This is a genomic window from Salipiger sp. PrR002 (assembly GCF_010500775.1).
Taxonomy (GTDB): domain Bacteria; phylum Pseudomonadota; class Alphaproteobacteria; order Rhodobacterales; family Rhodobacteraceae; genus Salipiger.
Genome location: NZ_JAAGOU010000006.1, coordinates 154,050 through 170,906 on the forward strand (window position 1 = coordinate 154,050; position 16,857 = coordinate 170,906).

A 16,857-nucleotide genomic window follows, 5' to 3' on the forward strand; every position below is an offset into this window, starting at 1 on the left:
ATATGACCAGGAGACCAATCCATGACCGTGACCGTCGGGATCAACGGATTTGGCCGTATCGGCCGCTGCACGCTCGCCCATATCGCCGAGAGCGCGCGCAACGACGTGCAGGTGGTGAAGATCAACGCCACCGGCCCGATCGAGACCGCCGCGCACCTGCTGCGCTATGACAGCGTGCATGGCCGTTTCGCCGGCGACGTGCGGGTCAGCGGCTCGACCATGGACCTCGGCCGCGGGCCGATGGAGGTGATGTCGACCTACGATATGACCGAGCTCGACTGGACCGGCTGCGATGTCGTTCTGGAGTGCACCGGCAATTTCAACGATGGCGAGAAAGCCGTGCAGCACATCCATCAGGGTGCGCGCTCGGTGCTGATCTCGGCGCCCGCGAAGAATGTGCAGAAGACCATCGTCTACGGCGTCAACCACCGCGAGCTGGAGAAAGGTCACACGATGATCTCCAACGGCTCGTGCACCACCAACGCGCTGGCGCCGCTGGCCAAAGTGCTGGACGAGGCGATCGGAATCGAGAGCGGCATCATGACGACGATCCACTCTTACACCGGTGACCAGCCGACGCTGGACCGCCGCCACAAGGACCTCTACCGCGCCCGCGCCGCCGCCATGGCGATGATCCCCACCTCCACCGGCGCCGCCAAGGCGCTTGGCGAGGTTCTGCCGAACCTGCGTGGCAAACTCGACGGTTCGTCGATCCGCGTGCCGACGCCGAACGTCTCGGCGGTGGATCTCACTTTCCAGGCGGGCAAGGATGTGACCGTGGCGGATGTGAACGAGATCATCCGCGAGGCGGCTGGCGGTCGCATGGGCTCGGTTCTGGCCTATGACCCCGAGCCCAAGGTGTCGGTCGATTTCAACCACACCACGCACAGCTCGATCTTTGCGCCGGACCAGACCAAGGTCATTGGCCGCACCGTGCGCGTGCTGGCATGGTACGACAACGAATGGGGCTTCTCGGCGCGTATGGCCGATGTCGCCGCGGAACTGGGGCGCACGCTGCACTGATCTGGGCGCTGATCCCAGACCGTTTCGGCTAAATCCGAAATACCGCTATTTCCGAAATACCAAAGGGCGGCCCTGCGCGGGGCCGCCCTTTTCTGTGCCGGTGCGTCGAGCGCCGCGTTCAGAGGTGCTTTTCGATCAGCTCCGCAAAGGCGCTCATGATCGTTCCAAGGAATTTCTTGGTGTCCTCGTTCTGCACCTCGCCGTCTTCCGAGATCAGCTTCATGATGTTGCCGATATAGGCCTCGGGCTGCTGCAGCGGGTACATGTTCAGAAACACCATGGACTGGCGCAGCTGGTGGTTGGCGCCAAATCCGCCGGGGCCGCCCGGCGAGCCGGTGACCACAGCCGTCGGTTTGCCATCCCAGATGCTGTCACCATAGGGGCGCGAGCCCACATCCAGCGCGTTCTTCACCGCCGCAGGCAGGCCGCGGTTGTATTCAGGCGTGACAAACAGCACCGCTTCGGCGGATTTCATCTGGCTGCGGAAGCGGCCCCACGGCTCGGGCGGCGTGCCCTCGTCGAGGTCAGGGTTGTAGAGCGGCAGATCGCCGATCTCCACGAAGTCGAACTCAAGCCCTTCCGGCGCGACCTCGGTCAGCGCCTTGGCGAGTTTGCGATTATAAGAGCCCTCGCGCAGAGAGCCCACGATGACGGCAACTTTTCTGGACATGACGATCTCCTTTCCTTGCCTTCGCCCTTAGATATGGGGCGTGGGCTGGAGAGGAGGAGGCCGATTTGCGCACCGGATCTGCGCAGGAATGCGCGGAACGGGAGTGGAGAGAGCGGCGAGAGAGCGGCCGGAGAGCGGCGGGCACAGACCTGCCCGCCGCGCCGTCTCATTGGATCACACCTTGCGCAGCGCCAGCACCGCGTTCAGCCCGCCAAAGGCGAAAGCGTTCGACAGAACCACCGAAACATCCGCCTCGCGGGCCTCATTGGGCACCACATCGAGCGCGCATTCCGCGTCGAACTCCTCGTGTCCGATCGTCGGGGCGATCACCCCGTCGCGCAGTGCCATGATGCAGGCCAGCAGTTCGACCGCGCCGGTGCCGCCGATGCAGTGGCCGTGCATGGATTTGGTCGAAGAGATCATCAGCCGGTCCGCCTGCGGCCCCATGGCATCGGCCACGGCGGCGCATTCGGTCTTGTCGTTGGCGGCGGTGCCGGTGCCATGGGCGTTGATATAGCCCACCTCGTCGCGGTCGATCTTGCCGTCGCGCAGCGCGCCAGAGATCGCCCGTGCCGCGCCCTGTTTCGAAGGCATGACGATGTCGGCGGCATCCGAGGTCATGGCAAAGCCCACCACCTCGGCAAGGATATCCGCGCCGCGCGCCTTGGCGTGATCATAGTCCTCGAAGACATAGACCCCCGCGCCCTCGCCCTGCACCATGCCGTTGCGGTTGGCCGAGAACGGGCGGCAGGCGTCTTTCGACATCACCCGCAGGCCTTCCCACGCTTTCACCCCGCCAAAGCAGAGCATGGATTCCGACCCGCCGGTGATCATCGCCGGGCACGCCCCCGAGCGCACCATCTGGAAGGCAAGCCCCATGGCGTGGTTGGAACTGGCGCAGGCGGTGGCGACGGTGAAGGTCGGGCCGCGCAGGTTGAACTCCATGCTGACATGGCTGGCGGCAGCGTTGTTCATCAGCTTGGGCACGACAAAGGGGTGAACGCGGTTCTTCCCCTCCTCATAGACCGAGCGGTAATTCTCGTCCTGTGTGGTCAGACCGCCGCCCGAGGTGCCCAGTACAACGCCCGAGCGGTCGGCCATGTCGCCATGAAACTCCAGCCCCGACTGCGCAATGGCCTCACGCGCCGCGATCAGCGCGAACTGCGTGAAGCGGTCGTAAAGCGCAAGCTGCTGGCGGTTGAAGGTCTCTTCAGGCTCGTAGCCCTTGATCTGGCCGCCGATGCGAATGGCCAGACGCTCGACGTCCCGAAATTCCAGTTCCCCGATGCCACAGCGCCCCTCGCGCATGGCCTCGAATGTCGCAGGCACGCCGCGCCCCAGCGCGTTGATCGTGCCTGCGCCCGTAATGACGACCCGTTTCACGCGGTCTGCTCGGCCACCAGCTTTTCGATGCCCTCGACGATGCTCGCCACCGTGGAGATGTCGAAATCGCTTTTTTCGGGCTCATTGGCGTTGAACGGGACCGAGATGTCGAAGGCTTCCTCAATGGCGAAGATGCTTTCCACCAGCCCGAGGCTGTCGATCCCCAGATCTTCGAGGGTGCTGTCCATCGTCACATCCGATGGCTCCAGAACAGCCTGTTCGGCGATGATCTCGATGACCTTGTCTTTTACACTCATGGTGCGGCGCTCCCCTTCTCGTCGTCGCAGCTTCGGCGTCGGTCTCGGCTTACTCACTCCCGGTGAGCTTGGAAACAGCTTTCTTGAGATCGGCAACTTCGCGGAAGAGGCGTGGCAAACGGCGCAGACCTTTGTAGGTTTCGACGTGGGTTTCCATCTTCATCGCCGGGTAGCCCAGCATCACGCGGCCCGCCGGAATGTTCGACAGAACCTTGGTGCCGCCGCCGGTGATCACGTTGTCGCCGATGAAGATATTGTCCGAAACGCCGGTCTGCCCGGCCAGCACGACGTTATTGCCGATCTTGGTCGATCCGGCGATGCCGCAGCAGCCGCAGATCAGCGTGTTGTCACCCACCACCACGTTGTGGCCGATCATCACGAGGCTGTCGATCTTGGTGCCATTGCCGATGCGCGTGTCGCGCACCGAGCCGCGGTCGATGCTGGCGTTGGCCCCGACCTCGCAGTCGTCACCGATGGTCACAGCGCCGAGCGAATGGATCCGTGCCCATTGCTGCGCGACCTGCGTGCCCTCCTCGCCAAGGCTGGCGCGGGCCTTCTCGACCCCCGACACCTCGGGGGTGACATAGCTGAAACCGTCGCCGCCGATGGAACAGTTGAACTGCGCGAAGAAGCGTTTGCCGATGGTGCAGCGCGCGCCGATCCGCACGCCCGAGTGGATCACCGCCTCTTCGCCGATGGTGGCATCTTCGCCGATGAAGACCTGCGGGCCGATGATCGAACGCGCGCCGATCTTGGCGTAGGCGCCGATGACCGCGAGCGGGCCGACCGAGACGCCCTCGCCCAGCTGTGCCGTGGGGTCGATAATCGCGCTCGGGTGGATGCCCTCGCCATAGCCGTTGCCCCGGTCGAGCATGGCCGACAGCCCCGACAGCGCGTGGCGCGGCCGCGGCGCGAGGATCGCGGCCTCAAGGCCCATGCCCTGCCAGTCGGCGCCCTCCCAGAGCATGGCGGCGCGTGCCTTGCCCTCGCCCAAGGTTGCGGCGAACTCGGGCTTCATGGCCAGCGCCAGCTGGTCGGGTCCGGCCGAGGCGGGCTCGGCGACCGAAGTGACAAGAATGGTGCCGTCGCCCGCGGCCTCAAGGCCAAGCGCGGCGGCGATATCAGCGATGCTGTGGCTCTGAACGGTGCTGTCTAGGGACATGGGGTCCTCCGGGATGGTCTCCCAGAGGATTTAACTCGGCCCGCCTGCCAGTACCACCCCTGCGGCGCTCAGCGCCTCCCAAATCCGCGCATCACGGCCATAGACATCCTCGCGGTATTCCATCTCGCCCTTCACCGTGGTGAAGGCGGTGCGATAGATCAGATGCACCGGCACCGGCTGGTCGAGATTGACGCGCTGTTCGCGCCCGGTGGCCAGCTTCGACTGGAAGAACCCCTGCGGATCGGCGGTCTGCCGCGCCAAAAGCGCATAGGCGAAGTCATGCGGATCGCTGAGCCGGACGCAGCCATGCGAGAAGGTCCGCGTGGTGCGATCGAACAGCGACTTCGACGGCGTGTCGTGCAGATAGATGTTGTATTTGTTGGGGAACATGAACTTCACCGTCCCCAGCGCGTTGCGCGGCCCCGGCGGCTGGCGCATGGAGAACGGAAAGCTCGACGCGCTGTATTGCGAAAAGCCGTTGGCGCGGTTCACCTGCCGGCCCTGCCGGTCGGTGATCTCCAGATGGCCCGCGGCACCGGGATTGCGGCGCAGCAGCGGCAGGTATTCGTTCACCACGATCGAGCGCGGCACATACCACGACGGGTTGATCACCATGTGGTTCATCTCGTCCGAGAATTCCGGCGTGCGGCGGTCGCTCTCTTGCGAGCCGACCACGGCGCGGGTCTCGAAGGTAACCTTGCCGTCGTCGATGATCTTGGCGTGGAAATCGGTGAGGTTCACGGTGATGTGGCGCTTGCCCAGCCCGCCGGGCAGGTTCATCCAGCGCTCGCGCTCCATGGCCACAAGCACCTGCTCGAGCCGCTGCTCGGCGCTGATGTTGAGCTGGCTGAGCGTGCTGGACCCGGCGATGCCGTCCACCGCCAGACCGTGGTGGGTCTGGAACTCTTTTACCGCGCTGGTAAGCGCGCCATCGTAAGAGGCCGAGAGCGTCGGCTCGAGATAGCCCATGGCGATCAGCCGGTCGCGCAGCACGACCACATCGCCGCCGCTCTGCCCCGGCTCGAGCTTGGCGGTGCGCACCACCGGCCCCCAGCCGCCGCCTGCGACGGTCTGTTCGAGGCGCATCTTGGCGCGCATCAGCCGGGCGTATTCATCCGACGACGGCGCAAGATGCTGCAGCACCTGATGCGGATCGCTGGCGGCCAGCACTTCGAGCAGGATCTTCGGATCGCGCCGCGGCGCCTCGCGCTTGATGCCCGGATCGGTCTGGTTCGGGGTCAGGATGCCGCTCTGCAAGTCAGAGGCAAACTGCAGGAAGGTGCGGCTCAGTTCGACCTCGAGTTCGCCGCGGGCCCGCTCGCCCTCGACGTGACGCAAGCGGCGAATGAGCCCGTCGAGATCATAGCGGCGCGCTGGCAGCCCATGCGCCTGCGCGGTGCCCAACGCCTCGATCAGTGCCGCGCGGCGCAGCGCCGCCGTGTCGTCGGGGCCGGTCCAGATGGGGGCAAAATCGCGCGAGCGATAGAAGGCCGCCATACCCGAATCTTTCGACAGATTCTCGGCCACGGCCTGCCGGTAGGCGGTCAGGCCAAGCGCGGATGTCATGGTCTGCGCGCCCGCAGCCGGCGGCTGGAAGGCAAAAAGCGCCCCTGTCAGCGCCAACACTGCGAGGCTGCGTCCACTCCGGAAACTCTGCATCATGACCATGACTACCCGATAATTTTATCATTCATCTCTGGTGCCGATTTTCCGGTGCGGGGCCTGGGGTTGTCCACACACAATCGCGCAAGAAACACGAGTTTTCGGCACCTGATACGTCAATGCATCGCGTGGCGGCAGGTTCCTGCTTTGCACAAGTCAGGCATTCCACACGTGCGCAAGATTTCGCCGATTTCCGCGTGGGAACCACTATACACGGGAAAACATCCTTCATCCATTAATCCCCATGTGCCATAAAAGCCGCACATCTGGGGGAAAGATGGTAGGTCCGCCCAACGAGGCGGAACAAACAGGCACAGCGACTAAACGGGACAGGCGCTTCACATGACAAACAAGACTGCAAGCTGCATTTCGCGGCGTGGCCTCATTGGCGCGTTCGCGGCAACCGTCGTCACGGCAGCACCGACTTACGCGAGCGCGGCGGGTTTCCTTCGGGGTGCAGGTGATGTCCGGAGACTCCGGGCGTACTCCTCGCGCACTGGCGAAACACTCAACATGATCTACTGGATCGAAGGGGAATATATCCCCGATGCGCTGAAAGAGATTTCCTACTTCATGCGCGACTGGCGGACCAACGATGTGAAACACATCGATCCGCGCACCATCGACATCATGACGGCAGCCCATAACCTTATGGACGTGAGCGAGCCTTACATGCTGATCTCGGGCTACCGCTGCCCGAAGACCAACGCGATGCTGCGGGCCCGATCCTCGGGCGTGGCGAAAAACTCGCGTCACCTCAAGGGCGAAGCGGCCGACCTGCGGCTCAACTCGCGCTCGGTGAATCAGATGGCGCGTGCGGCCTCGGCCTGCGCTGCAGGCGGCGTTGGACGCTACACCAGCTCGAACTTCGTCCATATGGACTGCGGCCCGGTGCGCAGCTGGGGCAGCTGATCACGCTGCGAGCGCAAAACACGTCTTTATGTGACACGGGCGCCCCATTGGGGCGCCTTTGTTCGTTTTGGCGGGGCTGCATTTTCGGGGCTCTGCCCCCGCCGCGCGGGGCGCGGCTCCCCCGGGATATTTGTATCTAGACGAAGGGACTAAATGCCTTGCCCGCGCAGCGCGCGCCATTCTGCCAGCGCGGCGTTGTCGGTGTCGGCGGTCTCGGGCGTCTTATCGGCGGGCGGCGGCGCGCTGGCGGCAGCCATGCCAGCGATAATCTGGCGCGGCAGATCCTGCCCTTTGGCCTGATGGCGCGCCCCGAAATAGAAGCTCACCACCGCGGCCAACAGCCACCAGAGCGGCTCGGGCACCAGCGCAAGGCCGGTCATGCGCGCGGCAAACCACTCCGGCGCGGCCATGGCGCTGGCCAGAAGCGCCAGCGTGCCGAAGGCCATGGCGGGACGCGGCAGGCGGTTCACCCCGTCGATCACCCGGTCAAAGCGCGTCGCGGGCGCGCGGGCGAACTCCTGCGCGAATTGCGCGAGAGCTGCCTCGCTGAGCCCGGCACGGCGGCTGGCCTCGGCCTCGGCGTTGACCCGGAACACCTCGGCGGTGTCGCGGATCACATTGCCGCCGCTGCCGAAAAGCAGCTGAAACATCCGGTCGATCATCCTGTCGCCCCCCATGCTGCGGTGCGCGCCTCGAACTGCGCCTGCGTGAGGTGGAAGCGCGGCGAGATGAACCCTTCGGCGCGGCGGATCCAGCCCCCTTTGCCGCCTGCCCGGCTGCGCGCGAATTTGCGGCTCGCGGGGCGGCGGTCGGCCAGCGCGAAATAATAATTCCGGCGCGCGATACCATAGGCGTCGGCGAGATGCTCCGGCGCCTCGGAGGCCGCGCGCGCCGCCGCCGCCTCGGTCTGCGGGCCGATCACCCCGTCGACACTCACGCTCTGGCCCATATCGCACAAAAGCCGCTGCAACAGCTTCACCGCCCCGCCGCCCGCGTTGACATACATGTCGAAGACCGAAGGTTGCAGCAACGCCGGAAGCCGCGAAATGCCGGGGCCGTGGAAATAGTGCCGCAAAAAGATCTCTGTGGCGTCCGAGGGCTGCAGCTGCCGCACATCCTGCCCGTCGATATCGCCATCGCCGTCCATATCGCGCCCCAGCTGCCGCAGTGTGCCCAAGGTGACGCCATATTTCGTCGCGCCGCCGGGATCGGCGGGATCGTTCACATAGCCGCCCTCGCGGGCGACGATGTCTTCGGCCATGCGGCGGACCTCTGTGTCGTCGCTCATCTCACTGCTCCTGCTGCGTGCCTCTGGGCTTTTTCCCGAGCCCATGGTTTGCCACAAAGCGTAAACAGCCGATCAGCGCAGCGAACGGAGGATGCCGTGACCCAGACCATGACCGCCGAAGAGATCATCGCGCTCCTAGAGCTTTCGCCGCATCCCGAGGGCGGGCATTATCGCCAGACGTGGATCGCCGAGGGAGAGGGTGAGGCGCGTCCGGCGGGCACCTGCATCTATTTTCTGCTGAAGGCCGGAGAGCGCAGTCATTGGCACCGGGTGGATGCCGCAGAGATCTGGCACTACTACGCGGGTGCACCGCTGGAGCTGTCGATGGCCGCCAGCGATGCCGGTCCGCGGCAGGATCATCTGCTGGGCCCGGATCTCGCCGCTGGCGCGCGCCCGCAGCTCATCGTGCCGCAGGGCCATTGGCAGGCCGCGCGCAGCTTGGGGGATTGGACATTGGTGGGCTGCACTGTCTCGCCCGCGTTTCGCTTCGAGGGGTTCGAACTTGCCGCTCCGGGGTTCGACATTCGCTGACCGTCCGCTGACGATACGCGCATGAAAAAGGCCGGGGCGCTCTGCCCCGGCCTTTCCGTGCCTTAGAGATTCTTTGGCGAGAACGCCTTAGTTCATCGGGCCTTCGTCGATGTCTTCAAGGCTCTCCAGCTCTTCCGAGGTCATGTTGGTGACCACCGAGTAGGAACCGTCGTCGATCGGAACGAACTTGGCGTTGTCGATCTCAAGCAGCACGTGCTTGTCGCCGATGTCGAGGAAACCGCCAACCTCGGCCACGATGCCACGGAACGAGCCGTCGGCGTTGAGAACGATGTCTTCGATCTCGCCCACGTTGTCCCATTCTTCCGAGACGGCGTCATAGGTCATCGACTCGTCCCAGTCGGTGGCTTCGCCGTCCGCGTCGATGGCGTAGACGGTGCCGCCGGTGATGTCGCGGGTGCGGATCAGGCCATCGGAGTCGGCGCCGAACGGGCCGTCAACGGCTTGGGCCATCTCGTTGCCCATCTCGCTGGCTTCCTGCTTCATCTCGTCGCCAGCTTCGGCCATCGCATCGCCGGCCTCTTCCATGGCCTGCTCGCCTTCGGCGACAGCTTCCTTGGTTTCGTTTTCGATCGCCTCGCCGGTGTTCTCCATCGCCTGCTCGGCGTTCTGGACGGCGGCGTCGGCGTTGTCCTTCGCGGCGTCCATGTTGTGGTTGTCCGCATAAGCAGCGGTACCCGCAGTGAGGGCGATGAGGGCGGCAGTGGTGGTAAGACGTTTCATGGTGGCTCCTCCTTCATGTGTCGTCATCTTGTCTGCCACCACAACACACGGGGCCCGGCAGTGTTCCTGCCGGGCCCCAGAATTAATTACTTATTATCTATGGAACTTTTTCAGACATTCCGCTGCGCGAATGCGACGAGTTGGCGGGTCGAGCCGTCCTTTTCGTCGGCGCTGGCCTGCCCCGAAACGATCGGGCCGAGCGCCGTTGCCAGCTCTTTGCCCAGTTCCACGCCCCATTGATCGTAGGAGTTGATATCGAGGATCACCCCCTCGACAAACACCCGATGCTCATAGAGCGCGACGATCATGCCAAGGGTGCGCGGATCGAGCTGCTGGTACATCAGCGTGGTCGAGGGACGGTTGCCGGGGAACACCCGGTGCTTGGCCTGACGCTCCAGTTCCGCGCCCTCGAATTTGCCTGCGACCTTGCTCCGCGCCTCGTCGAGATCACGGCCGCGCATCAGCGCCTCGGACTGCGCGAGGCAATTGGCCAGCAGCAGCTCGTGGTGATGGCGCAGGTTCGGCTCATGGCCGCGCGCGCCCACCATGAACTCGCAGGGGATCACCCGCGTGCCCTGGTGGATCAACTGGTAGAAGGCGTGCTGACCGTTGGTGCCGGGCTCACCCCAGACCACCGGGCCGCTGTCAAAGGCCAGCGTCTCGCCATCCATCGCCACCGACTTGCCGTTGCTCTCCATCTCGAGCTGCTGAAGGTAAGCGGGCAGCCGCGCGAGACGGTTCTCATAGGGCAGCACGGCGCGGGTGGCATGGCCCAGCACCTGATTGTGCCACATGCCCACCAGCGCCAGCAGCACCGGCATATTGGCCTCGAGCGGGGCGCTGCGGAAGTGATCGTCCATCGCCTGCCCGCCCTCGAGGAAGGCGCGGAAGTTTTCGGGGCCCACGGCGATCATCATGGAAAGGCCGATCGGGCCCCACATGGAATAGCGTCCGCCGACCCAATCCTCGAAGCCAAAGACGCGCGACGCCGGGATGCCCCATTCGCCCGCCTTCTCGGCGCTCGAAGACAGAGCCACGAATTTGCCCTCGGTCGACACGCCCTTCGCCTCGAGCCAGTCCCAAGCGGTGCGCGCGTTGGTCATGGTCTCGATGGTGGTGAAGGTCTTGGACGCGATGATAAAGAGCGTGCTCTCGGGCTGGCATTGCGCCAGCGCGTCGGCGATATCGGCGCCATCGACGTTCGAAACGAAATGGCAGCGCGGGCCGTCGTGGTAGGGCGCGAGCGCGATGGTCCCCATCTTCGGCCCAAGATCAGAGCCGCCGATGCCGATGTTCACCACATCGGTGATCGCCGAGCCGCGCACGTCCTTGGCCAGCGCCTCCATGCGCGACAGCGTGTCCAGCACCTCGGGCATGACGTCAGTGCCGTCCACCTCGACCGGCGAGCCCGAGAGGTTGCGCAGCGCGGTGTGCAGAACCGCCCTGCCCTCGGTCTCGTTGATTTTGGCACCGCCGAACATCGCCTCGCGCCGCGACGCGACATTGGCATTCTGCGCCACCGCCAGAAGCGCGGCCAGCACCTCATCGTCGATCTGCGTCTTGGAGTAGTCGAAGAGCATGCCCTCGGCCTCGACCGAGAAGGTCTGCGCCCGGTCAGCATCTTCGGTAAAGAGCGCATCGATCCGGCGGCCGTCACGTGCTGCCGCGAGGCGTTTCAGGTCATCCCACATAAAGGTTCTTCCCGTGTTGATCCGTGGCCCAGAAGGCGGGGCCCAAAACTGCGCCCAGAGTTAGCGTCACTCGGCCCAGTGTACCACTGCCTGATCGAGCACCGCATTGATCGGCGCCTCTTCGGCCGGCAGGCCCTTGGCCTTTTCGAGGGCCGCGCGTTTTTCGGCGCCATAAATGAGCACATGTTTGCTAAGCGCGCCGTCGAGCACGGGCGCGGTCAGCGTGATGCGCGGCTCGGGCGCACCGGGCGCGCGCATGGGCAGCAGCACCGGTGCCTTGGGCGACAGCGCTTCTGCAAGCTTGTCGGCTCCGGGGAAGATCGAAGCCGTATGCAGATCGGCCCCCATCCCCAGCAGCACCACGCCAAGCGGCAGCGCGGCCTCGATCGCCTCGGCCAGCTCGGCAAGCCTTTCCTCTGGCGTCTCGGCCTCGGCGTAGAGCGGCAGCAAAGTCGCCGCCGCCGCCTTGCCGGTAAGAAGCCGCTCGCGCAGCAGGCGCGTGTTCGACCGCTCGGAGGTCTCGGGCACCCAGCGTTCGTCGCCCAGCAGCACGTCCACACGGTCCCAGTCGAGCGAGGTGGCGCTCAGCGCGTCAAAGATCGGCCCCGGCGAGGTGCCGCCGGGCACCGCCAGCGACACCCGCTTGGAATGATCCAGCTGCGCGCGCAGTTCTCCGGCGATCATATTGGCCAGATCAATGGCCAGCATCTCGCGGTCGGGGTATTCTCGGAATTCGTAGGTCATGTCTTGATCGCCCGCCAGCGGCGGCCGTCCTTGTTGATCAGGAAGGCCGCGTCATCCGGCCCGGTGCTGCCCGCGTCATAGGGTTTGGGGTGATCGCCGCGGCGCTCCCAGCCCTCGATCAGCGGATCGGTCCACGCCCAAGCGGCCTCGACCTCGTCGCCGCGCATGAACAGCGTCTGGTTGCCGCGGATCACATCCATGATCAGCCGCTCGTAGGCGTCGGGCGCATCCTCGGCATCCGGCCCCAGCGCATCGGCAAAGGACATATCCAGCGGCACATCCACCAGACGCATGCCGCCCGGACCCGGCTCTTTGATGGTGACGCCAAGCGTCATGCCCTCGTTCGGCTGCAGGCGGATCGACAGCATGTTGCGATGCCGCCCCGCGTCCATGCCAAAGATCGAATGCGGCGCGTCCTTGAACACCACGGCAATCTCAGACGCCTGCGCCGCCAGCCGCTTGCCGGTCCGCAGATAAAAAGGCGTGTTCGCCCACCGCCAGTTCGAGATATAGCACTTCATCGCGATGAAGCTCTCGGTCTTCGAGGCGGGGTTCTCCACGTCTTCGCGGTAAGAGCTCATCTCGCCATCCGATGTATACTGACCGCGCACGATGCTCTCGGGGTCCACCGGATCGAGCGCGCGGATCACTTTGAGCTTCTCGTCGCGCACGGCGTCGGGCTCGAACCGCGCGGGCGGCTCCATGGCGATCAGGCACAGAAGCTGCATCAGGTGGTTCTGCACCATATCGCGCATGGCGCCCGACTTGTCGTAATAGCTGCCGCGACCGGCCACGCCGACGGTCTCGGCCACGGTGATCTGGATGTGATCGACGTATTGCGCGTTCCACAGCGGCTCGAACAGCATATTGCCGAAACGCACGGCCATCAGGTTCTGCACCGTCTCTTTGCCGAGGTAATGGTCGATGCGGTAGATCTGCGTCTCGTGGAAGTGCCGCGCCAGTTCCTCGTTGAGCGCGCGGGCGCTTTCGAGATCGTGGCCAAAGGGCTTCTCGACGACGATCCGAACGGCGGGGTTGGTCAGCCCGTGGCTGCGCAGCCCCTCTGCCAGATCACCAAAGAGGCTCGGCCCCACCGAGAAATAGAAGGCGCGCACGATGTCCTCGTCGTCGCGCAGCGCGGATTTGAGCTCGTCCCAGCCGCCCTCACCGCGGGCGTCCACGGCCACATAGTTGAGCAGGCCAAGGAACTCCTCCAGCGGGGCATCGTCGCATTTGGCCTTGCTGAATTCGCGGATCGCCTCGCGCACCATGTCGCGGAACTCGTCCACGCTGATCTCCGAGCGCGCGGCACCGATCACCCGCGAGCCAGCAGGCATCTGCCCCGAGCAATAGCGGCGGAACAGGCCGGGCAGGATCTTGCGCCGGGCCAGATCGCCGGTGCCCCCAAAAATGACCAGGTCGAACGGATCGACGGGAATAACGCGGGAAACCATCTCGGGCTGACTCCGATTCTTGTATCTGTGGCGGTTAGCGCTAACTGCGTCCTCCCTACCCCATTGCTGCCGCCGAGTCTAACATCCTGCGACCACACGGCAATGGTCGCGGCAAGATTAACCGCAGCGGGTAACCAGCCGGTGACCGATTGCCGAAAGCCGACAGTCCGCTTGAACCGGACCCGCCCCCGTGCGACGCAAGGACACCAGAAAGTTACGGGCAGAACATGGCACGACGCATCATCATAGACACCGATCCGGGACAGGACGACGCGATTGCCATCCTGCTGGCACTGGCCTCACCCGAGCTTGAGGTTCTGGGGCTGACCGCGGTCGCCGGAAACGTGCCGCTGGCGCTGACCTCGCGCAATGCACGCATGGTGCTGGAACTCGCCGGGCGCACCGATGTGCCGGTCTTTGCGGGCTGCGACGCGCCGCTCTTGCGCCCGCTGGTCACCGCCGAACATGTGCACGGCAAAACCGGCCTCGACGGCCCAGTGCTGCCCGAGCCGCAGATGGCGCTGCAAGATGCCCATGCGGTGGATTTCATCATCGAGACGCTGCGCCGCGAGCCTGCAGGCAGCGTCACCCTCTGCCCGCTGGGACCGCTGACCAATATCGCCACCGCCTTCCGCCGCGCGCCGGACATCATCCCGCGTGTGCAGGAGATCGTGCTCATGGGCGGCGCCTATTTCGAGGTCGGCAACATCAGCCCCGCCGCCGAGTTCAACATCTTCGTCGATCCCGAAGCCGCCGCCGAGGTGTTTGGCGCGGGTGTGCCGCTGGTGGTCATGCCGCTCGACGTCACCCATAAGGCGCTGGTCACCCCCGCCCGCAACGAGGCGTTCCGCGCCTTGGGCAGCAAAGTCGGCACGGCGGTCGCCGAGATGACCGATTTCTTCGAGCGCTTCGATCTGGAGAAATACGGATCGCACGGCGCGCCGCTGCATGATCCCTGCGTCACCGCCTATCTGCTGGCGCCCGGCATCTTCTCGGGGCGGCACATCAACGTCGAGATCGAGACCACATCGGAACTGACCCGCGGCATGACCGTCGCCGACTGGTGGCGGGTCTCTGATCGCGCGCCCAATGCCACTTTCATCGGCGATCTCGATGCCGATGCCTTTTTCACCCTGCTGACCGAAAGACTGGCCAACCTATGAAATCCCTGCATCTTGCCGGCCCCGACGACCTCGAGCGGCTGCTGCCCATGGTGGCCAGTTTTCAGACCGAACGCGCCGGGCAGCAGCCCGACGAAGAGCATCTTTCCGCCGCGCTGACGCCGCTGCTGGAAGGCGCGCCGCAGGGCGCGATCTGGCTGATCGGGCCGCGCAAGGCACCGGTGGGCTATGTGGTGGCGTCCTTCGGCTGGTCGGTGCAAAGCGGCGGGCTGACCGCAACGCTCGACCAGATCTACGTGCGCCCCGCGGTGCGCCGCCGCGGTATGGGCAGCGAGGCGCTGTTCCAACTGACCCAAGCGCTGCGTCAGGGCGGGGTCACGGCGCTGCAGATGGAAGTCTCGGCGAGCGACGAGCCCCTGCTGCGCTTCTGCCGCCGCGCCCGGCTGCAGGACCGGGACGGCGCGATGCTCATGCGCTGCGCGCTCTGAGGGCTGGGGCAAAGGACTGGGGCTGAGGGGCGCTGCCCCTCTTGGCCTGCGGCCAATTCACCCCGGCGTATTTTGAAAGAGAAGAAGACCCGGTGGCTTGGCTGGGCGTGCGGCATTGCAGGGCGCGGGGGCTTTTCGTTCGCCCCGCGCGGCCTTATCTCTGGGGCATGACCCTTAGCATCCCCTTCGACAACAGCTACGCCCGCCTGCCCGAGGGCTTTTACGCCCGGCTCGAGCCGGCGCGCGTCGCCGCGCCCGAACTTATCGCCTTCAACAGCAGCCTCGCCCAGGATCTTGGCATCAGCGGCGAAGACGATCCCCTGCTCGCCGCGATCTTTGCCGGCAACACCCTGCCCGGCGGCGCCGAGCCACTGGCGCAGATCTATGCTGGGCATCAGTTCGGCGGCTTCTCGCCGCAGCTCGGCGATGGCCGCGCACTGCTGCTGGGCGAGGTCGTGGATCGCAGCGGCACCCGCCGCGACATCCAGCTCAAGGGATCAGGCCCCACGCCCTTTTCCCGGCGCGGCGACGGGCGCGCGGCGCTGGGACCGGTGCTGCGCGAATATGTGGTCTCGGAAGCGATGCATGCGCTTGGCGTGCCCACCACCCGCGCCCTTGCCGCCGTGCGCAGCGGCGAGCAGGTCTACCGCGAGACTGTGCTGCCGGGCGCGGTGCTCACCCGCGTCGCCGCCAGCCACATCCGCGTCGGCACATTCCAACTGTTCGCCTCGCGGCAGCAATACGATCAGCTGCAGCAGCTTTTCGACTACACCCGCGACCGGCACTACCCCGAGGCCGAGACCCCCGGCGCGCTTCTGGCGGCGGTCTGCGCGCGGCAGGCCGAACTGGTGGCGCAATGGATGTCGCTGGGGTTCATCCATGGCGTCATGAACACCGACAATTGCACGCTCTCGGGCGAGACCATCGACTATGGTCCCTGCGCCTTCATGGATCACTATGATCCAAACACCGTCTATTCCTCGATCGACCGCTATGGCCGCTATGCCTATCAGGCGCAGGCGGATGTGATCGTGTGGAACATGGCGCAGCTGGCGACGGCGCTGGTGCCGCTGGTGCAGGATCAGCAGGCGGCGGTCGATGAGTTCACCACCATCGTCAACGGCATGCCCAACCTCATTCGCGCCGCCTGGCTGCGCCGCTTCGGCGCCAAGCTCGGGATTGCCGATGCGCAGGCCGGGGACGCGCCACTGATCGCCGATCTGCTGGGGATGATGCAGGCGGGCGGCTCTGATTTCACCAATACCTTCCGGGCGCTCGCCCGCGGCTCGGCGCGCGACGAGATCACCGACCGCAGCGCCTATGACCTCTGGCACGCCCGCTGGCAGGAACGCATCGCCGCGGCGGACGCCCCCGAAGCGCTCATGCAGCGCAGCAACCCAGGCATCATCCCGCGCAACCACCGGATCGAGCAGATGATCGCCGCCGCGCTCGAAGGCGACGACCGGCCCTTCCACCACCTGAACGCGGTGCTCGCACGCCCCTATGAGGACCAGCCGGAGGCCGAGGAGCTACGCCGCCCGCCCGCGCCGTCGGAAGTGGTGCAGGCGACCTTCTGCGGCACCTGAGCCGCTTCGGCGTCATTTCGCCAAAACCGGCTCGGGCCCGCGCCGCTGCTCTTTAAGCCGAGGTTTTCTCTTCACCCCTGCTGGTGCTTCCGGCAAGCTGCCCTAGGGTCACTGACGTGAGTTGACCACAACCAAGGGAGAGAG

The 16,857-nt window shown here is 65.4% G+C and carries 17 protein-coding genes; 6 read left to right on the top strand and 11 right to left on the bottom strand.

What is annotated here, in order from left to right; genetic code table 11:
• Positions 1-21: 21 nt before the first annotated feature.
• Positions 22-1,023 (top strand): type I glyceraldehyde-3-phosphate dehydrogenase, encoded by a 1,002-nt coding sequence (gene gap, locus G0A00_RS08475; protein WP_066099729.1) that lies wholly within the window; start codon positions 22-24, stop codon positions 1,021-1,023.
• Between the two features lie 118 nt (positions 1,024-1,141).
• On the opposite strand, the gene G0A00_RS08480 is transcribed toward gap, so the two are convergent.
• From G0A00_RS08480 to G0A00_RS08500, 5 genes are all read right to left on the bottom strand, one after another.
• Positions 1,142-1,693 carry an NADPH-dependent FMN reductase gene (locus G0A00_RS08480; protein ID WP_164179724.1) on the bottom strand — a complete coding sequence of 184 codons (552 nt, stop codon included), beginning with the start codon at positions 1,691-1,693 and terminating at the stop codon, positions 1,142-1,144.
• 174 nt (positions 1,694-1,867) lie between these two features.
• Positions 1,868-3,076 carry a beta-ketoacyl synthase gene (locus G0A00_RS08485; protein ID WP_066099723.1) on the bottom strand — a complete coding sequence of 403 codons (1,209 nt, stop codon included), beginning with the start codon at positions 3,074-3,076 and terminating at the stop codon, positions 1,868-1,870.
• On the bottom strand, positions 3,073-3,333 hold the full coding sequence (locus G0A00_RS08490) for an acyl carrier protein (protein WP_066099719.1): 261 nt from the start codon (positions 3,331-3,333) through the stop codon (positions 3,073-3,075). Before G0A00_RS08490 ends, G0A00_RS08485 begins: the two co-directional genes overlap by 4 nt.
• 49 nt (positions 3,334-3,382) lie before the next feature.
• Complete coding sequence (locus tag G0A00_RS08495) at positions 3,383-4,495, bottom strand: UDP-3-O-(3-hydroxymyristoyl)glucosamine N-acyltransferase (protein WP_066099716.1); 1,113 nt, start codon at positions 4,493-4,495, stop codon at positions 3,383-3,385.
• 30 nt (positions 4,496-4,525) lie between these two features.
• Positions 4,526-6,061: a murein L,D-transpeptidase gene (locus tag G0A00_RS08500; protein WP_235952937.1), complete on the bottom strand. Its 1,536-nt coding sequence runs from the start codon at positions 6,059-6,061 to the stop codon at positions 4,526-4,528.
• Between the two features lie 438 nt (positions 6,062-6,499).
• Between G0A00_RS08500 and G0A00_RS08505 the strand changes: the two genes are divergently transcribed.
• Complete coding sequence (locus G0A00_RS08505) at positions 6,500-7,069, top strand: DUF882 domain-containing protein (protein ID WP_164179726.1); 570 nt, start codon at positions 6,500-6,502, stop codon at positions 7,067-7,069.
• 149 nt (positions 7,070-7,218) lie between these two features.
• Here G0A00_RS08505 and G0A00_RS08510 read toward each other — a convergent pair whose 3' ends face one another.
• Entirely contained in the window at positions 7,219-7,746 is a 528-nt protein-coding gene (locus tag G0A00_RS08510; protein WP_203595317.1) for a holin family protein, read from the bottom strand.
• Positions 7,728-8,357, bottom strand: a complete 630-nt coding sequence (locus tag G0A00_RS08515; RefSeq protein ID WP_164179730.1) for a holin-associated N-acetylmuramidase — start codon at positions 8,355-8,357, stop codon at positions 7,728-7,730. Before G0A00_RS08515 ends, G0A00_RS08510 begins: the two co-directional genes overlap by 19 nt.
• A gap of 108 nt (positions 8,358-8,465) precedes the next feature.
• On the opposite strand from G0A00_RS08515, the gene G0A00_RS08520 reads away from it, so the two are divergent.
• Positions 8,466-8,888 carry a cupin domain-containing protein gene (locus G0A00_RS08520; protein WP_164179871.1) on the top strand — a complete coding sequence of 141 codons (423 nt, stop codon included), beginning with the start codon at positions 8,466-8,468 and terminating at the stop codon, positions 8,886-8,888.
• Positions 8,889-8,975: 87 nt separating this feature from the next.
• On the opposite strand, the gene G0A00_RS08525 is transcribed toward G0A00_RS08520, so the two are convergent.
• The 4 genes from G0A00_RS08525 to zwf all read right to left on the bottom strand — a co-directional run bounded on the left by G0A00_RS08525 (position 8,976) and on the right by zwf (position 13,518).
• The gene (locus G0A00_RS08525) at positions 8,976-9,629 is read right to left on the bottom strand and encodes a PRC-barrel domain-containing protein (protein WP_164179732.1); all 654 of its coding nucleotides are present in this window, start codon (positions 9,627-9,629) and stop codon (positions 8,976-8,978) included.
• A 110-nt stretch (positions 9,630-9,739) separates the two neighbouring features.
• Positions 9,740-11,320, bottom strand: coding sequence for a glucose-6-phosphate isomerase (gene pgi / locus G0A00_RS08530; protein WP_164179734.1), 1,581 nt, complete (start codon positions 11,318-11,320; stop codon positions 9,740-9,742).
• Between the two features lie 66 nt (positions 11,321-11,386).
• The gene (gene pgl, locus G0A00_RS08535; RefSeq protein ID WP_164179735.1) at positions 11,387-12,064 is read right to left on the bottom strand and encodes a 6-phosphogluconolactonase; all 678 of its coding nucleotides are present in this window, start codon (positions 12,062-12,064) and stop codon (positions 11,387-11,389) included.
• Positions 12,061-13,518: a glucose-6-phosphate dehydrogenase gene (gene zwf / locus G0A00_RS08540; RefSeq protein ID WP_164179736.1), complete on the bottom strand. Its 1,458-nt coding sequence runs from the start codon at positions 13,516-13,518 to the stop codon at positions 12,061-12,063. The genes pgl and zwf overlap by 4 nt, the downstream gene beginning before the upstream one ends.
• Positions 13,519-13,745: 227 nt before the next feature.
• On the opposite strand from zwf, the gene G0A00_RS08545 reads away from it, so the two are divergent.
• The 3 genes from G0A00_RS08545 (at position 13,746) to G0A00_RS08555 (ending at position 16,713) form a co-directional block, all read left to right on the top strand.
• On the top strand, positions 13,746-14,681 hold the full coding sequence (locus G0A00_RS08545) for a nucleoside hydrolase (RefSeq protein ID WP_164179737.1): 936 nt from the start codon (positions 13,746-13,748) through the stop codon (positions 14,679-14,681).
• Positions 14,678-15,127, top strand: a complete 450-nt coding sequence (locus tag G0A00_RS08550; protein WP_164179738.1) for a GNAT family N-acetyltransferase — start codon at positions 14,678-14,680, stop codon at positions 15,125-15,127. Before G0A00_RS08545 ends, G0A00_RS08550 begins: the two co-directional genes overlap by 4 nt.
• A gap of 167 nt (positions 15,128-15,294) precedes the next feature.
• Positions 15,295-16,713 (top strand): YdiU family protein, encoded by a 1,419-nt coding sequence (locus G0A00_RS08555; RefSeq protein WP_164179739.1) that lies wholly within the window; start codon positions 15,295-15,297, stop codon positions 16,711-16,713.
• Positions 16,714-16,857 lie beyond the last annotated feature (144 nt).

Coding starts and splice junctions, on each gene's coding strand:
- pgi (WP_164179734.1), bottom strand. CDS start 11,320: ATGTGGGATGACCTGAAACGCCTCGCGGCAGCACGTGACGGCCGCCGG.
- G0A00_RS08550 (WP_164179738.1), top strand. CDS start 14,678: ATGAAATCCCTGCATCTTGCCGGCCCCGACGACCTCGAGCGGCTGCTG.
- G0A00_RS08505 (WP_164179726.1), top strand. CDS start 6,500: ATGACAAACAAGACTGCAAGCTGCATTTCGCGGCGTGGCCTCATTGGC.
- G0A00_RS08515 (WP_164179730.1), bottom strand. CDS start 8,357: ATGAGCGACGACACAGAGGTCCGCCGCATGGCCGAAGACATCGTCGCC.
- G0A00_RS08525 (WP_164179732.1), bottom strand. CDS start 9,629: ATGAAACGTCTTACCACCACTGCCGCCCTCATCGCCCTCACTGCGGGT.
- pgl (WP_164179735.1), bottom strand. CDS start 12,064: ATGACCTACGAATTCCGAGAATACCCCGACCGCGAGATGCTGGCCATT.
- G0A00_RS08500 (WP_235952937.1), bottom strand. CDS start 6,061: ATGACATCCGCGCTTGGCCTGACCGCCTACCGGCAGGCCGTGGCCGAG.
- G0A00_RS08520 (WP_164179871.1), top strand. CDS start 8,466: ATGACCGCCGAAGAGATCATCGCGCTCCTAGAGCTTTCGCCGCATCCC.
- G0A00_RS08495 (WP_066099716.1), bottom strand. CDS start 4,495: ATGTCCCTAGACAGCACCGTTCAGAGCCACAGCATCGCTGATATCGCC.
- G0A00_RS08555 (WP_164179739.1), top strand. CDS start 15,295: ATGACCCTTAGCATCCCCTTCGACAACAGCTACGCCCGCCTGCCCGAG.
- G0A00_RS08480 (WP_164179724.1), bottom strand. CDS start 1,693: ATGTCCAGAAAAGTTGCCGTCATCGTGGGCTCTCTGCGCGAGGGCTCT.
- G0A00_RS08545 (WP_164179737.1), top strand. CDS start 13,746: ATGGCACGACGCATCATCATAGACACCGATCCGGGACAGGACGACGCG.
- G0A00_RS08510 (WP_203595317.1), bottom strand. CDS start 7,746: ATGGGGGGCGACAGGATGATCGACCGGATGTTTCAGCTGCTTTTCGGC.
- gap (WP_066099729.1), top strand. CDS start 22: ATGACCGTGACCGTCGGGATCAACGGATTTGGCCGTATCGGCCGCTGC.
- zwf (WP_164179736.1), bottom strand. CDS start 13,518: ATGGTTTCCCGCGTTATTCCCGTCGATCCGTTCGACCTGGTCATTTTT.
- G0A00_RS08490 (WP_066099719.1), bottom strand. CDS start 3,333: ATGAGTGTAAAAGACAAGGTCATCGAGATCATCGCCGAACAGGCTGTT.